The sequence below is a fragment of the Streptomyces sp. NPDC005492 genome (assembly GCF_040605995.1).
Taxonomy (GTDB): Bacteria; Actinomycetota; Actinomycetes; order Streptomycetales; family Streptomycetaceae; genus Streptomyces.
The window spans coordinates 1-16,570 of the sequence record NZ_JBEXDX010000006.1 but is presented as its reverse complement, the minus strand read 5'-3'; the positions used below and the strand labels follow the sequence as shown (position 1 = coordinate 16,570).

At 70.2% G+C, this 16,570-nt stretch carries 11 protein-coding genes and 1 pseudogene; 9 read left to right on the top strand and 3 right to left on the bottom strand.

Annotated features, from left to right (window positions below; all coding sequences use genetic code 11):
- Positions 1-104 precede the first annotated feature (104 nt).
- Positions 105-968, top strand: coding sequence for an alpha/beta hydrolase (locus tag ABZT04_RS10555; protein WP_356055180.1), 864 nt, complete (start codon positions 105-107; stop codon positions 966-968).
- Here ABZT04_RS10555 and ABZT04_RS10550 read toward each other — a convergent pair.
- Positions 937-2,511: a sulfatase gene (locus ABZT04_RS10550; protein ID WP_356055178.1), complete on the bottom strand. Its 1,575-nt coding sequence runs from the start codon at positions 2,509-2,511 to the stop codon at positions 937-939. The two genes, ABZT04_RS10555 and ABZT04_RS10550, sit on opposite strands and share 32 nt — an antisense overlap.
- A 1,254-nt stretch (positions 2,512-3,765) precedes the next feature.
- A complete protein-coding gene (locus ABZT04_RS10545) occupies positions 3,766-5,385 on the bottom strand; it encodes an acyl-CoA synthetase (protein ID WP_356055176.1) in 1,620 nt (539 codons plus the stop codon).
- Positions 5,386-5,552: 167 nt separating this feature from the next.
- On the opposite strand from ABZT04_RS10545, the gene ABZT04_RS10540 reads away from it, so the two are divergent.
- From ABZT04_RS10540 to ABZT04_RS10505, 8 genes and pseudogenes are all read left to right on the top strand, one after another.
- A complete protein-coding gene (locus ABZT04_RS10540) occupies positions 5,553-6,353 on the top strand; it encodes a crotonase/enoyl-CoA hydratase family protein (RefSeq protein WP_356055175.1) in 801 nt (266 codons plus the stop codon).
- A 23-nt stretch (positions 6,354-6,376) separates the two neighbouring features.
- Positions 6,377-7,321 carry an OB-fold domain-containing protein gene (locus ABZT04_RS10535; RefSeq protein WP_356055174.1) on the top strand — a complete coding sequence of 315 codons (945 nt, stop codon included), beginning with the start codon at positions 6,377-6,379 and terminating at the stop codon, positions 7,319-7,321.
- Positions 7,321-8,367 carry a thiolase domain-containing protein gene (locus ABZT04_RS10530; RefSeq protein ID WP_356055173.1) on the top strand — a complete coding sequence of 349 codons (1,047 nt, stop codon included), beginning with the start codon at positions 7,321-7,323 and terminating at the stop codon, positions 8,365-8,367. The genes ABZT04_RS10535 and ABZT04_RS10530 overlap by 1 nt, the downstream gene beginning before the upstream one ends.
- Complete coding sequence (locus ABZT04_RS10525; RefSeq protein WP_356055172.1) at positions 8,364-9,530, top strand: thiolase domain-containing protein; 1,167 nt, start codon at positions 8,364-8,366, stop codon at positions 9,528-9,530. The genes ABZT04_RS10530 and ABZT04_RS10525 overlap by 4 nt, the downstream gene beginning before the upstream one ends.
- Before the next feature lie 82 nt (positions 9,531-9,612).
- Entirely contained in the window at positions 9,613-9,855 is a 243-nt protein-coding gene (locus ABZT04_RS10520) for a DUF397 domain-containing protein (RefSeq protein WP_019057879.1), read from the top strand.
- Positions 9,856-9,970: 115 nt separating this feature from the next.
- Positions 9,971-10,679, top strand: a pseudogene (locus ABZT04_RS10515) (universal stress protein); the annotation flags it as partial.
- 234 nt (positions 10,680-10,913) lie between these two features.
- Positions 10,914-13,640: an AAA family ATPase gene (locus tag ABZT04_RS10510; protein WP_356055171.1), complete on the top strand. Its 2,727-nt coding sequence runs from the start codon at positions 10,914-10,916 to the stop codon at positions 13,638-13,640.
- Positions 13,641-13,812: 172 nt separating this feature from the next.
- Positions 13,813-14,310, top strand: a complete 498-nt coding sequence (locus tag ABZT04_RS10505) for a hypothetical protein (protein WP_355902664.1) — start codon at positions 13,813-13,815, stop codon at positions 14,308-14,310.
- Positions 14,311-14,317: 7 nt separating this feature from the next.
- On the opposite strand, the gene ABZT04_RS10500 is transcribed toward ABZT04_RS10505, so the two are convergent.
- Positions 14,318-16,288, bottom strand: a complete 1,971-nt coding sequence (locus tag ABZT04_RS10500; protein WP_356055170.1) for a peptidoglycan recognition family protein — start codon at positions 16,286-16,288, stop codon at positions 14,318-14,320.
- Between the last annotated feature and the right edge of the window lie 282 nt (positions 16,289-16,570).

Genomic DNA, 16,570 nt, shown 5'->3' with positions numbered 1-16,570 from the left:
TGATGCTCGAAGGCGCAGGAGTCTGCCTCCAGATCTTCGGATCTTCGACTCGGCCCGATCAACCGCCTTGCGATCGGCAACGGATGACGGTGAGGATCAGCCGCATGCCGACCTTCACCGCCACCGACGGCACCGAACTCGCCTACCACGTACAGGGCGTGGGCGAGCCGTTGCTCGTGCTGCCCGGAGGGCCCATGCGGGCCTCTGCCTATCTCGGTGATCTGGGCGGGCTGGCCGCGCATCGCCGGTTGATCCTGCTCGATCTGCGAGGCACAGGCGACTCCGCGGCGCCGGCCGACCCGGCGTCGTACCGCTGCGACCGGCTGGTCGACGACGTGGAAGTATGGCGCGCCCACATGGGGTTGGACCATATGGATCTGCTCGCGCACTCGGCGGGTGGCAGTCTCGCGATGCTGTACGCGGCCCGGTACCCCGAACATGTGGCACGGCTGGCGCTCATCACCGCCACCCCATGGGCGTTGGACATGCCGGCCACGGCCGAGGACCGGCTCGCCGCCGCGCGGCTGCGCGAGGACGAGCCGTGGTTCGAGGCCGCGTACCCGGCGTTCGAGGCGTGGCTCGCGGGCACCGGGGACTTCGACCCGGTCTTCGAGCCCTTCTTCTACGGCCGGTGGGACGCCCCCGCCGAGGAACACGCCGCACTCGGCGACGAGCAGAGCGCCGACGAGGCCGCCGACTTGTACTTCGCCGAGGGCGCCTTCGACCCGCCCGCCACCCGGGCCGCCCTCGCCGGCCTGCCTGCACCCGTCCTGCTGCTCGCGGGTGAACTCGACGGCGGCCCCCGGCCCGACCTCGTCCGCCGTGCCGCAGCCGTTTTCCGGAACGCGGAGGCGGCGGTCCAGCCGGGGGCCGGTCACTATCCGTGGCTGGATGACCCGGAGTGGTTCGTGCGCCGCGTCACCGCGTTCCTCGACGTCACTTCGCCTGGCTCCCGAACGCCGTCATGAAGCGGTCACGGAACTTGTCCATGCCCAGCACCGGCGCGTTGTCGGCGGGCTTGATCCCGTCCGTCCAGCCCCAGTTGGAGATACGGTCCAGCACCTTCGGGTCGTGGGCGACGATGGTGATCGGCACGTCCCTGTCACTGGTGCCGCCGGTGACCGTCGGGACCGGCTGGTGGTCGCCGAGGAAGACGAGGACGGTGTTCTTGTTGCCGTAGCGCTGCATCCACTGGGTCAGGCTGTCCACGGAGTACTGGATGGCCTTGCGGTACTCGGTGCGCACGCGCTTCGCGCTCTTCCAGACCTCCGTCGGGTTGGTGCCCTCCTTCTTGATCTCGTTGAAGATCGTGCCGTCCCCGAGGTCGTTCCAGGGGATGGTGTGGGCGATGGGGGACCAGGGGTTGTGGCTGGAGGCGAGGATGATCTCTGCCATGATCGGGTCGCGGTTCTTCTTGCCGTACTCCAGCCGTTCGAAGGACTGCAGGCTGAACTGGTCCGGCACCGGCGTCCAACTGAAGTACGGACCGTTGTAGCCGAGGTGTGTGGAGTCGTAGATGTTGTCGAGGCCGAAGTACTTGCCCTCGGGCCAGGACTTGCGCACGCCGGGGACGATGCCGACCGTGCGCCAGGCGCCGGTCTTCTGGAAGTAGCTGGTCAGAGTCGCGCGGGTGCTGGTGGTCACGGTGCGGTAGCGCTGCTGGTTCTTGATCCACAGGCCGGACAGGAACGTCGAGTGGGCGAGCCAGCTTCCGGCGCCCGTCACGGGCGACCTGAGCCAGGCGCTGCGCGAGGCGAAGCCGGCCGCCTTGAGCCTGGCGTCGCCCGCGGCGAGCGTCTTGTCCATCTCCGGTGCCATCGTCGGATCGTCGAGCGCGACCCGGCCGTAGCTCTCGATGAAGGTGAACAGCACGTCCTTGCCGCGCAGTCCGGTCAGCAGTTGGTTGGACGGCGTCTTGGCGAAGGCGTCGACGGTGAGCTGCTTCTTGAAGACATCGGCGTCCCCCAGACCCTCGCGGACGTACTTCACACGATTGCTGAGGAACTGGCTGTAGCCCTTGGTGGCGAGCGTGACTCCGCCGACCTGCACACTCAGGGTGAAGCACATGATCCACACAACACCGAGCACCAGTGTGGTGCGTACGGCCATGGGGCGGTGCCTCGCCATCATGTCCGCCAGCCGCACCATCGCGAGCGCGCTCGCCACGAGTACGACGATCAGCAGGACGATCACCCCGATGATCGCGAGCACCTCGCCCGAGTGCCCGAACGAGTCCTTCATCCAGTCCGCCGCGTCGCTCAGCAGGACCCAGTCGAAAACCAGGTCGAAGGGGCGGGCCAGGGTCTGGTAGAAGCCCATGTCCATGCACTTCAGCACGGTGGTCAGCCCGACGAACGCGCCCAGCACGACAGCGGCGATCCGCCGCGCCCGCGACGGCAGCGCGAGCAGCACGACCGCGAGGATGATCAGCTCCACCGGAAGCCGGATGAACGACTGGAACGTCATCCGATCAAGCCGATCGGGCACGACGAGCGCGACGAGCAGCAGCACGCCGGCCAGGACACTCGTACCTACGCCTACGGCGCGTGCGGTCCGGGGATAGCGCCTACGCCAGCCGAACCAACCGGTTCGGGTTGGGAGTTGGGCGGCGGGTTCGGCGGATTCCTGGGGCGTGGCCGATTGAGTGGGCTCGTCGGGCTGGGGGGATTCCGTGGGTTCGGTGGATGCTGCGGGTGCTGCGGATTTCGCGGGCGTGGCTGATTCGGCGGGGTTGTCGGGCTGGTCGGGCCGTGCGCGCTCGGCAGAGTGCGCGGGCGCGGCCGATTCAGTGAGCTCGTCGGGGTGACCGGACTCTGCGGGTGGGCCGAATGCTGCGGATTTCGCGGGCGCGGCCGCTTCGGTGGGGGCGTCGGGCTGGGTCGACTGTGCGGGGTTGTCGGACCGAGAGGATTGCGAGGGTTCGCTCGACGTTGCGGGCTTGGTAGGCGTGGTTGGTGCAGCGGGGTCGCCGGGTTGAGTCGGCACGGCGAGGTCGTCGGGCTGAGTGGATTCTGTGGGCTTGTCGGACGCGGCGGGTGCTGCGGGCTCGGTAGGCGTGGTTGGTTCAGCGAGGTCGCCGGGTTGAGTTGGCACCGCAGGGCCGTCGGGCTGGGTGGATTCTGTGGGCTTGTCGGACGCGGCAGGTGCTGCGGGCTCTGCGGGCTCGGCTGATTCAGCGAGGTCGTCGGGCTGAGTTGGCACCGCAGGGTCATCGGGCTGAGTGGACTCTGCAGGTTCGCCACACGCTGCGGCTGCTGTGGGCTCCGCAGGCGCCGCTGGTCCAACGGAGTCGCCAGGCTGAGCCGACTCCGTTGGCTCGTCAGACGCTGCGGTTGCTGCGGACTCGGCGGCCGTCGCCGATACCCCCGAGTCGATCGCCTCGACAGAAGCAGCCGTCTCGCCCGACCCAGCTACTTCTTCCGAGCCGGCCGCCCCTTCCGACTCAACCGCCCCGTCCGAAGCTGTCGCCTCACTCAAGCCGCTCGCATCGCCCGAATCCGTGGACTCGGTCGCGCCCGCCAACTCGTGTCGCTCAGGTGGCTCCTGTGGTTCGGGTGGTGCGGCGGCCTCCGTCGTCGCTGTCGGGTCGGTCTCCCCGGTGGCCTTCTGGTCCGGCGATGGGTGAGAGCGAGTGAAGAGCGGCACCCGAACGTCCTTCCGTGCTGAGCCCGGTGATGGCATGGCGGACCCGGCCCGGGCCACCGGATCCGTCACCACCAGTACGGGCGCACGCTACCGCCAGTTCAACCGGGGGTCGGCACCGGCTCACGCGTCCGCCGCGACGGCCACCTCCCGCGCCCACCGGTAGTCCGCCTTGCCGCTCGGCGACCGCTGGATGGACTCCGAAATCACCAGTTGGCGCGGGATCTTGTAACCGGCCAGGTGGGTGCGGCAGTGTGTCTGGATGTCGTCCAGCGACGGTCGTACCGCGCCCGCGCGCAGTTGTACGACGGCGGCCACATGGTTGCCCCACTTCGCGTCCGGCACCCCGGCCACCAGCGCGTCGTAGACATCCGGATGCGACTTGAGCGCCTGCTCGACCTCCTCCGGATACACCTTCTCGCCACCGGTGTTGATGCACTGAGAGCCACGCCCGAGGACCGTGACGACGCCCTCCTCGTCCACGGTCGCCATGTCGCCGAGCAGCACCCACCGCCTGCCGTCCTTCTCGAAGAAGGTCTCGGCGGTTTTCCGCGGGTCGTTGTAGTAGCCGAGCGGCACGTGGCCGCACTGGGCGACCCGGCCGATCTCGCCGACGGCGACCGGCTCGTTGGTGGCCGGATCAACCACCTGGGTACGGGAGTTGACCCGGATACGGAAGGACTGCCCGGCCCCCGAGTCGGCTGTCGCCGTGCCGTTGAAGCCGGACTCGGACGAACCGTAGTTGTTCAGCAGCATCGTGTTCGGGAGCAGCTCCTGGAACTGCCGGCGCACCGTCTCCGACATGATCGCGCCGGAGGACGAGACACTGAACATCGACGAGCAATCCGTGCCCTTCATCGGCCCGTTGAGGGCGTCGATCAGCGGACGCAGCATCGCGTCGCCGACCAGGGACATGCTGGTGACCTTCTCCTTCTCGACGGTCCGCAGCACCTCCTCGGGCACGAACTTCCGGTGGATCACGATGCGTTGGCCGAAGTTGAAGCCGATGAACGCGGTCAGGGTGGAGGTGCCGTGCATCAGTGGGGGCGTGGGGAAGAACGTGATGCCCGCCCCGCCGGCCGCGACCCGCTCGGCCAACTCCTCGGGTTTCTTGACGGGTTCACCGGTCGGCGCGCCGCCGCCGAGCCCCGAGAAGAACAGGTCCTCCTGGCGCCACATCACACCCTTGGGCATCCCGGTCGTGCCGCCGGTGTAGATGATGAACTGGTCGTCGCCAGAACGGGCCGGGAACCCGCGCTCGGGCGACCCGGCCGCCTCCGCGTCCGTGAAGGACACGGCCGGTACCTCCGGCGCGGCTGGTGCCGGTGCCCCCACCCGCACCAGGTGCCGAAGCTTCTCCGTCCGCGGCAGCGCGGCCGCCACCCGCTCGGTGAACTCCGTGTCGAAGACCAGCGCCACGAGATCGGCGTCCCGGTAGAGGTACACCAACTCCTCTTCCACGTACCGGTAGTTGACGTTGACCGGTACGACCCGCGCCTTGAGACAGCCCAGCACCGTCTGCAAGTACTCAATGCCGTTGTAGAGATGGAGCCCCAGGTGCTCACCCGGACGTATCCCGCTGTCGATCAGGTGATGGGCGACACGGTTTGCGGCCGCGTCCAACTCCGCGTAGGCCAGGCGGCGTTCCGCGCCCGTGCCCGGGTGGTCGATGTACACGAGCGCCTCGCGGTCGGGGACCACGTCGACGACCGACTCGAACAGGTCGGCAATGTTGTACTCCACCACTCCTCCTGACGTCGGTTCGCCGGTCATCAGAGCAAAGGGCGCGACAACTGTGAAGGGTCCGCGCAGAAGAAATCTGACTGAGTGTCAGAAACCTCTTGTACTGGCAGGGCACCTCCTGCAACCTGTTCTCGTTCCGGAGGCGGTACGGCGACGGGAGGACGGCGATGGGCGGTACGGAACACCTGACCGTGCGGCGCGAAGGCGCCACACTGGTGCTCACGCTCAACAGGCCCGAGGCGAAGAACGCGCTCTCACTGCCGATGCTGGTCGGCCTGTACGACGGCTGGATCGAGGCCGATGCGGACGACGCGATCCGCTCGATCGTGCTGACCGGCGCGGGCGGCGCGTTCTGCGCGGGCATGGACCTCAAGGCCCTCGCGGGCAAGGGCATGGAGGGCCAGCAGTACCGCGACCGGCTCAAGGCCGACCCCGACCTGCACTGGAAGGCGATGCTGCGCCATCACCGCCCCCGCAAACCGGTGATTGCCGCCGTCGAGGGCTACTGCGTAGCCGGCGGCACCGAGATCCTCCAGGGCACCGACATCCGCGTCGCGGGGGAGTCCGCGACCTTCGGCCTGTTCGAGGTCAAGCGCGGCCTCTTCCCGATCGGCGGCTCAACTGTCCGCCTCCAGCGGCAGATTCCGCGCACCCATGCCCTGGAGATGCTGCTCACCGGCCGCCCGTACGGCGCACGGGAAGCGGCGGACATCGGCCTGGTCGGACATGTCGTGCCCGACGGCACGGCCCTAGACAAGGCCCTGGAGATCGCCGAACTCGTCAACGCCTGCGGGCCGTTGGCCGTCGAGGCGGTCAAGGCGTCGGTGTACGAGACCGCCGAGCTGACCGAGACCGACGGTCTCGCCTCCGAACTCAAGCGCGGCTGGCCGATCTTCGACACCGCCGACGCGAAGGAGGGGGCCCGTGCCTTCGCCGAGAAGCGACCGCCCGTCTACAAGCGAGCCTGACCCTCGCAAGGAGGCAGCCCCTCATGCCCGAAGTCCTCAAAGCTCCCCTGACCCTCGCATTCCCCTTCACCCGCTCCCTCGGCCCCGTCCAGAGCGCCTTCCTCACCGGGCTGCGTGAACGGGTCGTCCTCGGGGTGCGGACCGGCGACGGCCGCGTCCTCGTGCCGCCCGTCGAGTACGACCCCGTCACCGCCGAGGAGATCCGCGATCTCGTCGAGGTCGCCACCGTCGGCACGGTCACCACCTGGGCCTGGAACCACGAACCCCGCCGCGGCCAGCCCCTCGACACCCCCTTCGCCTGGGTCCTGGTCCGCCTCGACGGCGCCGACACCGCCCTCCTGCACGCCCTCGACGCCCCCGGCCCCGACGCCGTCCGCACCGGCATGCGCGTCCGCGTCCGCTGGGCCGGGGAACGCGCCGGAGCCATCACGGACATCGCCTGCTTCGAACCGTACGAGGGTGATGAGACGCGCCAACTCGCCGACCACACCGGTGGGTTCGAGAACATGGTCACCGGCATCGTCGCCCCCGCGCGCCTCGACTACGTCTACTCGCCCGGCCGTGCCCAGACCGACTACATCCACGCGCTGTCCGAACAGCGCACCGTCGGCGAACGCTGCCCCTCCTGCCGCAAGGTGTACGTCCCCCCGAGGGGTGCGTGTCCCACATGTGGTGTCGCCACAGCGGAACATGTCGAAGTGGGTCCGCGCGGCACCGTCACCACGTTCTGCATCGTCAACATCAAGGCGAAGAACCTCGACATCGAGGTGCCGTACGTCTACGCGCACATCGCCCTCGACGGAGCCGACCTCGCACTGCACGGACGCATCGGCGGCATCCCGTACGACCAGGTGCGCATGGGGCTGCGCGTCGAGGCAGTGTGGACCGAGGGCGGCCGCTATCCCGACCACTACCGGCCGACCGGTGAGCCCGACGCGGACTACGACGCCTACAAGGAGCTGCTGTGATGCGTGAGATCGCCGTCGTCGCCTTCGCGCAGACCGACCACCGGCGCACCACCGAGGAGCTCTCCGAGGTGGAGATGCTGATGCCGGTGTTGCACGGCGTCCTCGAACAGACCGGCCTCAAGACCGCCGACATCGACTTCACCTGCTCCGGCTCCAGCGACTACCTCGCCGGCCGCGCCTTCTCCTTCACCCTCGCCCTCGACGGCGTCGGCGCCTGGCCGCCGATCTCCGAGTCGCACGTCGAGATGGACGGCGCCTGGGCGCTCTACGAGGCATGGACCAAACTCCTCACCGGCGACGCCGACACCGCGCTCGTCTACTCGTACGGCAAGTCGTCCCCCGGCTCCGTACGCGACGTCCTCACCCGACAGCTCGACCCCTACTACGTCGCCCCCCTGTGGCCGGACTCCGTGGCGCTGGCCGCCCTCCAGGCGCAGGCGCTCATCGACGCGGGCGACACCGACGAACCCGCGCTCGCCGCCGTGGCGGCCCGCAGCCGCACCGACGCGAGCGCCAACTCCCATGCACAGGTACGTGGTTCGGTCCCGCAGGGCGACTACGCCGTACGCCCGCTGCGCACCGGCGACTGCCCGCCGATCGGCGACGGGGCCGCCGCCGTGATCCTCGCGGCCGGGGACCGGGCCCGCGAACTGTGCGAACGGCCCGCCTGGATCAGGGGGATCGACCACCGCATCGAGGCGCACAGCCTCGGCGTACGCGAGTTGACCGACTCACCGTCCGCGCGGCTGGCCGCCGAGAAGGCGGGTGCCTTCGAACGGCCCGTCGACACCGCCGAGTTGCACGCACCGTTCACCGCGCAGGAGGTCGTCCTGCGCAAGGCGCTGCGCCTCGGGGAAGACGTACGCGTCAACCCGTCCGGCGGCGCCCTCGCCGCGAACCCGGTCATGGCCGCCGGCCTGATCCGCATCGGCGAGGCCGCCGCCCGCATCCACCGGGGTGAGTCCGACCGAGCCCTCGCCCACGCCACCTCCGGCCCCTGTCTGCAACAGAACCTGGTCGCCGTACTCGAAGGGGATCCGCGATGAGCAAGGAGCCCGTGGCCGTCGTAGGCATCGGCCAGACCAAGCACGTCGCCGCGCGCCGGGACGTGTCCATCGCGGGGCTCGTCCGCGAGGCGGCCCGACGGGCCCTGGACGACGCCGAGTTGACGTGGGCCGACATCGACGCCGTCGTCATCGGCAAGGCGCCCGACTTCTTCGAAGGCGTCATGATGCCCGAGCTGTACCTCGCCGACGCGCTGGGCGCCGTGGGCAAACCCATGCTCCGGGTGCACACCGCCGGCTCGGTGGGCGGCTCGACGGCCCTGGTCGCCGCCAATCTCGTCGCGGCCCGCGCGCACGGCACGGTCCTCACCCTCGCCTTCGAGAAGCAGTCCGAGTCGAACGCCATGTGGGGACTGTCCCTGCCGATCCCCTTCCAGCAGCCGCTCCTCGCCGGCGCGGGCGGCTTCTTCGCCCCCCATGTGCGCGCGTACATGCGGCGCACTGGGGCGCCCGACACGGTCGGCTCCCTGGTGGCGTACAAGGACCGGCGCAACGCGCTGAAGAACCCGTACGCGCATCTCCACGAGCACGACATCACCCTGGAGAAGGTCCAGGCCTCACCGATGCTGTGGGACCCGATCCGCTACTCCGAGACCTGCCCCTCCTCGGACGGCGCCTGCGCGATGGTCCTCACCGACCGGGCGGGAGCGGCCCGCGCCCCACGTCCGGCGGCCTGGATGCATGGCGGCGCCATGCGTAGCGAACCCACACTGTTCGCAGGAAAGGACTGTGTGTCGCCGCAGGCAGGCAAGGACTGCGCGGCCGATGTGTACCGGCAGGCGGGAATCGCCGATCCGCGCCGGGACATCGACGCCGTGGAGATGTACGTGCCGTTCTCGTGGTACGAGCCCATGTGGCTGGAGAACCTCGGGTTCGCCGACGAGGGGGAGGGCTGGAAGCTCACGGAATCGGGGGTGACCGAGCTGGACGGCGACCTTCCCGTGAACATGTCAGGGGGAGTGCTCTCGACCAATCCGATCGGCGCCTCGGGCATGATCCGCTTCGCGGAGGCCGCCCTCCAGGTCCGCGGCCAGGCCGGAGAACACCAGGTGGAAGGGGCCCGGCGGGTTCTTGGACACGCCTATGGCGGCGGATCCCAGTTCTTCTCGATGTGGCTCGTGGGCAGCGAACCGCCCGACTCCTGAAAGGTCCCCCTCACATGGCCTGTTGGCATCAGAAACCGATCGCTAGGCTGGCCGCGGACGACGAATCGGGAGGAGCACGGACGTGGCCGAGAGCACCATCCAGCAGCACCCGCTCGCGGGCTGGGACAAGCCGGAGCTGGACCTCAGTGACGCCGATTGGCACTCAGGCAGCCGTGGACTGGGAGATGTCCAGATCGCTTTTGTCGAGGGATTCATCGCTATGCGCAACAGCGGCCGCCCGGAGAGCCCTTCCTTGATCTTCACGCCCGCGGAATGGGGCGCGTTCGTGTCGGGGGCGCGGGAAGGGGAGTTCGACCTGACGTGAAGGGTGTTTCGCCCGTTTTTCCGGACACGCGACCTTGAGAACCCTTCTGGAGCCGACGCCTGAGCCAGGCCGGCCCCAGAGGGGAAAGGCCCCGCCGTCCGGAGGTGAGCAACCCATGAGCACGCTGCCGCTCATCGCGGCGGTCGACGGTTCGGAACGACAGCCTGCGTGCCCTGGACCGGGCCCTCGACGCGGCCCGTGGCCGCGGGGCGCCGCTGCGCGTGGTCCATGTGTGGCAGTACGCCGCCGCCTGGACACTGCCTGGTGTCCAGGTCGCCGGGCCGCCGGACCCGGGCGAGGACGAGGTGCTCGACCAGGTCCGTACGTATCTCGAAGACCGCGCCGACCGACCGGTCATGGAGTACCTCGGACTGCAGGGCACGCCGGCCGCCGTACTGCCCGAACTGGGCGCCACCGCACAGTTGTTGGTGCTCGGTTCCCGCGGTCGCGGCGGCTTCGCTGGCCTGCTCCTCGGCTCCAACGGCATGGCCGCCGCGCGTGACGCCGGCTGCCCCGTCGTCGTGGTGCCCCGGCCCGGACGCGAGGTGCACGGCGATGCCCCGGCCGAGCCGGGCACCCGAGTGGTCATCGGCCTGCGCGTGGACAGCCCCGACGAGACCACCCTCGCCTTCGCCGAGGCCGCCCTGCGCGGGGCCCGCCTCCAGGTCGTCGCCGCCTACCCGAGACCGCCGCATGCCTGGGCGTCCGCCGGTGAACTCGTCCCGCCGGTCGTCGACCAGGACGCCGTCGAGAACGAGACCCGCGTCCTCACCGAGGCCCTCCTCGCCCCGCACCACAAGGACCACCCGGACGTCCGCACCGAGCCGTGCATCGCACCGGGCGACTTCCCTGAGCGGGTTGTCGCTCACGGCCAGAGCAACTGCAGTTGCCGTAGGTCATCCGTCCCCCACCGCCCCCGACGACTCAGGAGTACCGGCCGGTACGCCTTCCCCGACAAGCGGGCCGCGGCACCCTCGGAAAGCGTACGCTGAGGTCCCTGTAGCTCACGGTGTGCGTTCGCTCCCGTGCGGGCGCGCCACCGTGGCGGGGGGTTTGGGATGGGGCAGTGGAGCGCGCGCAGCAGAGGGACACTCTTCGAACGGGAGAGTGAACTCACCGCTGTGGACGAGGTGTTGGGCGAGCTCACCGGGCTGCGCACGGACGGAGCGGAGCGGGAGGCCAGGCCTCGCGGTGCCCTGCTCGCCTTCGCGGGACGAGCCGGCCTCGGCAAGACCACCCTCCTCGGCGAGGTGCGCCGCCGCGCCGCAGCCCGGGGCTGCACCGTGCTGTCCGCACGGGGCGGCGACCAGGAACAGCGCGTCGCCTTCCACGTCGCCCGCCAACTGCTGCAACCACAGTTCGCGGCGTCGGCCGACGCCGATCTCCGTAACGCGCTGGGGAGTTGGTACGGCATCGTCGGACCGGCACTCGGACTGTGCGCCCCCACCGAAGGCTCCCCGCCCGACCAGCAGGGTCTGCGCGACGGCCTCGACTGGGTGCTCACCCACCTCGCGGTGACGCGGGCCCCGATGGTTCTCGTCCTCGACGACGCGCACTGGGCCGACCCCGAATCCCTTGGCTGGCTGGCTGCGTTCGCACCCCGAGCCGAGCAACTCCCGCTCCTGGTCGTCGTCGCCTATCGGCCCGATGAACTCCCCGGTCACGCCGAGTCGTTCAGGGGACTGCCGGGCAGGGCCGGCGGACGCCCCCTCGACCTCGAACCACTCAGCGCCATGGCCGTCGCCGACCTGGTGCGGGAGACCCTCGGTGAGCACGCCGACGACGCGTTCTGCCACGAGTGCTGGGCCGTCACCGCCGGGAACCCCTTCGAGACCGTCGAACTCACCGCCAAGATCCACGACCGGGGTCTGACACCGACCGGGGCCGGGGCGTACCTGCTGCGCGACCTCGCCGCCGCGGTCAGGGGCAGCGGCCTCGTCACCCGCCTCGAACGCCTCGGCACCTCGACCGTCCGCTTCGCCTGGGCCTGCGCGGTCCTCGGCACCACGACGCACCCGGCGCTCGCCGCCGCCGTCGCCGGACTCGGCCACGAGGAAGCCGCCGACGCCGCCGACGCGCTGCGCGGCGCCCGGATCCTCACCGGCACACCGACCGACGCGGGCACCCTCGAATTCGTCCACCCGCTCATCGCCACCGCCGTCTACCGGGCCATCCCGGCGGGCGTCCGGGTCGCTCTGCACGGCCAGGCCGCCTGGTGCGTCATCAACGACGGCCAGGGCCCCTCCGCCGCCGCCCGCCACCTCATGGAGACCCACCCCGACGGCGACAACTGGGTCGTCCAGCAACTCCGCGCGGCAGCCGGCGAAACCCTGCGCGCGGGCGCCCCCGACACGGCCCGCAGCTATCTCGCGCGGGCCCTGCGCGAACCGCCGCCCTTCGACGACCGGGCCGCCGTCCTCTACGAACTGGGCAGCGCCTCCCTGCTCACCGAACCGGCGACCACCGTCAACCATCTGCGGGCCGCCCTCGAAGAGCCGATCAGCGACGCGGTCCTGCGGCAGAACATCGTCTACCGCCTCTCCCAGGTCCTCGCCCACAGCGACCGCCTCGCCGAGGCCTCCGACACGCTCGCCCGCGAGATCCGCGTCACCGGCGACGCCCGGGTCAGACTCCGCATGCTCTCCGAGCAGTTCATGTGGGACGCCTTCCGCGCCGACGAACCCGACCACCCCTCACGCTCCCGCCGGCTCACCAAACTCGCCGACCGCCTCAAGGGCCGCGACCTCACCGAGCGGTACATCATCGGCCTGCGCAGCTGGGACGCCGTACTCCGTGGTGAACCCGCACATGTGGCCCTCCACCATGCCGAGCGCGCACTCAATGGTGGCCTCGGCTGGGCGGAGGCCGATCGCGGCTTCGAGGTGCCGGTGCTGGTGGCCCTCGCCCACATGTACTGCGACCGGCCCGGCCGAGCGGAGGAACTGTTCGCCACCGGCATCGCCGACTTCGAGCAACAGGGCTGGCGCGGCGCACACCTGGCCTTCGGCTACACGCTCCTCGGCTACCTCCGCTACCGGAGCGGCCGGCTCGTCGAGGCCGAGGACTCCGCCCGCGCGGGCCTGCGCCTCGCCGAGCGGGTCGGACCCGGCACCCCCGTCTACTGGTACGGCACCGGCATCCTCATCGAGGTCCTGCTGGCCCGCGGCCGGGTGGCGGAGGCCGCCCGGCTCGCCGAGGACCACGCCTTCGCGGCGCCCTTCCCGGCCGCCGTCGTCTTCCCGGACGCGCAGACCGTGTACGGCGAACTGCTGCTGGCGCGCGGCCTCACCAAGGACGCGGCCGAAGAACTGGCCGCCGCCGGCCGCCGCCTGGACCCGCGCGGAATCCGCAACCCCGCGTGGTGCCCCTGGCAGCTCCACCTCGCCCGCGCCGAGAGCCACGACACCCCCGAGCGCGCCGTCGCCACCGCCCACGAAGCGGTAGCCCGAGCCCGCCAGTTCGGCACCCCGTCCGCCATCGGCCAGGCCCTGCGCATCGCCGCCGAGGTCACCTCCGGCTCAGCGCGCGCGAAGCTCCTGGAGGAGTCCATCGCCCACCTGGAAAGCTCCCCGGCCGCCTACGAACTCGCCTGTGCCCTGGTCGCCCTCGGCACCGAACTCCGCCGCACCGGCCGCCCCGAGGAAGCCGCCGAACATCTCTACCGCGGCCTCGACACGGCCGTACAGTGCGGCGCGGACGGCCTCACCGAAACGGCCCGCACCGAACTCGCCGCAGCAGGCCTACGCCCCCGCCGCCTCCACACACCAACCCCGAGACAGCCGTAGAACTCCACACGGACCGCCCAGGCCTGGAAAGAGCACTGATCAAAGCGACGTGGGGCCAAACCCCCCAAGGGGCGCGGGGAACTGCGCACCTAGCTTTCACACACCCGCACCAGACCACGCACCCGCGCCTACCACGGCCCCACCGCCGGACGGCACCCCGTACCATGGCTTCATGTCGTTCCTCCGCCGCCGCAGCGCCACCCCCGCCGGGCCCGAATTCGACGTCCTGGCCATGGACCCGGGCGACTGGCCCGGCAACCTCGGTGCCGGTCTGCTGCCCGCGCCCGACGGCAGTTGCCAGGGTGTGTTCCTGCGCTACGACCTCTTCGGCGGTCGCGGTCCCGCGATGGTCATCGGCAATCTGCCGGAGGGCTCCCCGGCCCGTGACATCGCCGAGGACGAGGTCCCCTTCGAGGTCGCCCAACTGCTCCTCGCGCTGGAGAACGACGAGGAGGTGACGGTCGTGGGCACCGAGGACATGCCGGTGATGCAGGGCGACAACCTGCTGATCGTGCGCCGCCTCAAGCTCTCGGAGAGCCGGATCTCCTGCGTCCAGTTCGACCGCAGCGACAATGTCCTGGTCACCATCGCAGCCTGGGACCGCCCCATCACGGACGACCTCTACGCCCTGCTGAAACCGCTCCCGGCGGAACTGTTCCAGCAGGGCTGAGGCCCGGCTACCGGCCCGACCGCGTCAGCGTCACATCGGCGGCCCGGACGAACTCCACGCGGTGGCCGTACTGGATCTCGTAGTAGAGATCATTTCCTACGACGACCTTGTGCGAGTCGGTGGTGAAGGTGACCGCGTAGTAGTACTCGCCGGGCACCTTGTCACCGACCACGTACTTCTGGCCCTTGAGCAGGGTGTACGGCAGCGGGGACACCGCCTGGGCGGGCACTCCCGTCGGGTAGGCCGAGGCCTCCGGGTAGGCGCGGCCGTACACCGGGACGCTGTCCAGACCGGCCTTCGGAGTCACCACCAGGCCGGCCGCCTTCACGGCAGTGGGGTGCTTCTTCGGGTTCTTGAACCAGGCCTCCTGGCCCAGATACCAGATCGCCGTCCAGTCGCCGGAGCGGTCGGCCACCGCGTACTGCTGGCCGGTGGACACCCGCGACGACAGGTCGTTGACCCCCGTGGTCGGCGCCTTCCCGAGGCCGATGTCCTTGATCAGCGGATAGGTCTCACCGGGCCCGGAGTACAGCCGGACCTCGCTCGACCCGTGCGCCGCGCACGGCTGGCCCGCGGTGACGCAGCCCGTGTACACCGGCTGGTTGCCGGCGTAGTCGGGGCGGATGGTCACCAGGCCGGCGCCCTTCTTCGCGGTCTGCTGGAAGGGGTGTCCCAGCAGGGTGAAGTAGTGCGCCCAGTCCCAGTACGGACCCGGGTCCGTGTGCATCCCGGGGATGGTGGAGGTGGTCGGACCCGGCACGTTGTCGTGGCCGAGGATGTGCTGCCGGTCCAGCGGGATGCCGTACTTCCTCGTCAGGTACTTCACCAGGCGCGCCGACGAGCGGTACATCGCCTCCGTGTACCAGGCGTCCGGCGCGGCCAGGAAGCCCTCGTGCTCGATGCCGATCGACTTGGCGTTGATGTACCAGTTGCCCGCGTGCCAGGCCACGTCCTTGGCCTTCACATGCTGGGCGATCAACCCATCAGTGGAGCGGATCGTGTAGTTCCACGACACATAGGTGGGGTCCTGGACCAGGTTCAGGACACCGTCCCACTGGCCCTCCGTGTCATGGATGACGATGTACTTGATGCTCTGCGACGCGGGCCGGTCGCCCAGGTCGTGGTTGCCGTAGTCGTTGTTCCCGAACTGGGAGTACGGCGCCGGGATCCACTCGCAGGACACCTTCTTCGGGCACTCCGTGCCGTCGGCGGACACCGTCCGCAGCCCGGCCTCCCGCAGTTGCGCCGTGTCGGGCGCGAGGCCCGGCCGGGCGGCCAGGGCGACGCGCTCACCGGAGTCCGTGGTGCGCGCTTCGCCGGTGTGGATGACGTCGTAGACATCGTTGGCGAAGGAGGCCGCGGTCGCCGTGTCGTCGGCGCCCGAGAAGCGGGCGATCGCGGCGTACCACTCGGCCGGGTCCGCGCTGAGCGGCTCGCCGAGGCTCTTCTGCGCGTCCGCGAGCAGCGCCGCGCCGCCGGCCACGTTCGCCGCCTCGTCGGTACGGAGGTCGGCCGCCGGAAGACCGGTCAGCTCGGCCGCCTTCGTCAACGTGCGCAGACGGGCGGGGAGTTGGGAGTTCGCCGGGATCTGCGCGGTGGGGTGCAGGGCCGGGCGGGCGCTGTCGCCGCGGGCGTCCTCGGTGCCCTCGCTCAGGTGCTCCGTGGTGGCGAGAGCGGTGCGGGCGTCCGTGAGGTGCATCGGGCCGTAGCCGCCGGACACACTGGGCGCTCCGCCATGGCTGTCCCAGCGGGACTGGAGGTAGGAGACGGCCAGCAGCACGGTCTGCGGTACGTGGTACTCGGCGGCCGCGGATGTGAACGCCTGCTGGAGGGTGGAGGCGGGGGCATCGCCGGCGCTCTGCGACGGGGCGGCGCCCAGCAGGGGCAGCAGCAGGGCGGCGGTGGCGAGCGCACCGGCGGATCTTCGCGCGCGTCTGTGTCCGGGAGAGCGGTTGGGGTCGGTCGAGGATCCTCGCAATGCAGCCTCCAGGGACGGGTGGGGTGATGAGCCGTACGGGGCCGGGCGTGCGTCAGTGGTACCGGCTGGCCGACGATCCGTCAATCATGCCCAGAGGGGGGCGATTTCCCATGTCAACAGGGGATACGAGGAGTTTCGTGGCGGCGGCTTTCGGGCCTGCGGGGCGTCAGTGGAGTACACCAATGAGCGAGCCATATAGGGGAGAGCCACATGTGGCCGCGACACACAAAATGATCGGATGCAGACGCGGGGGCGCAGGCTCAAATTTACGGCGGTACTGGC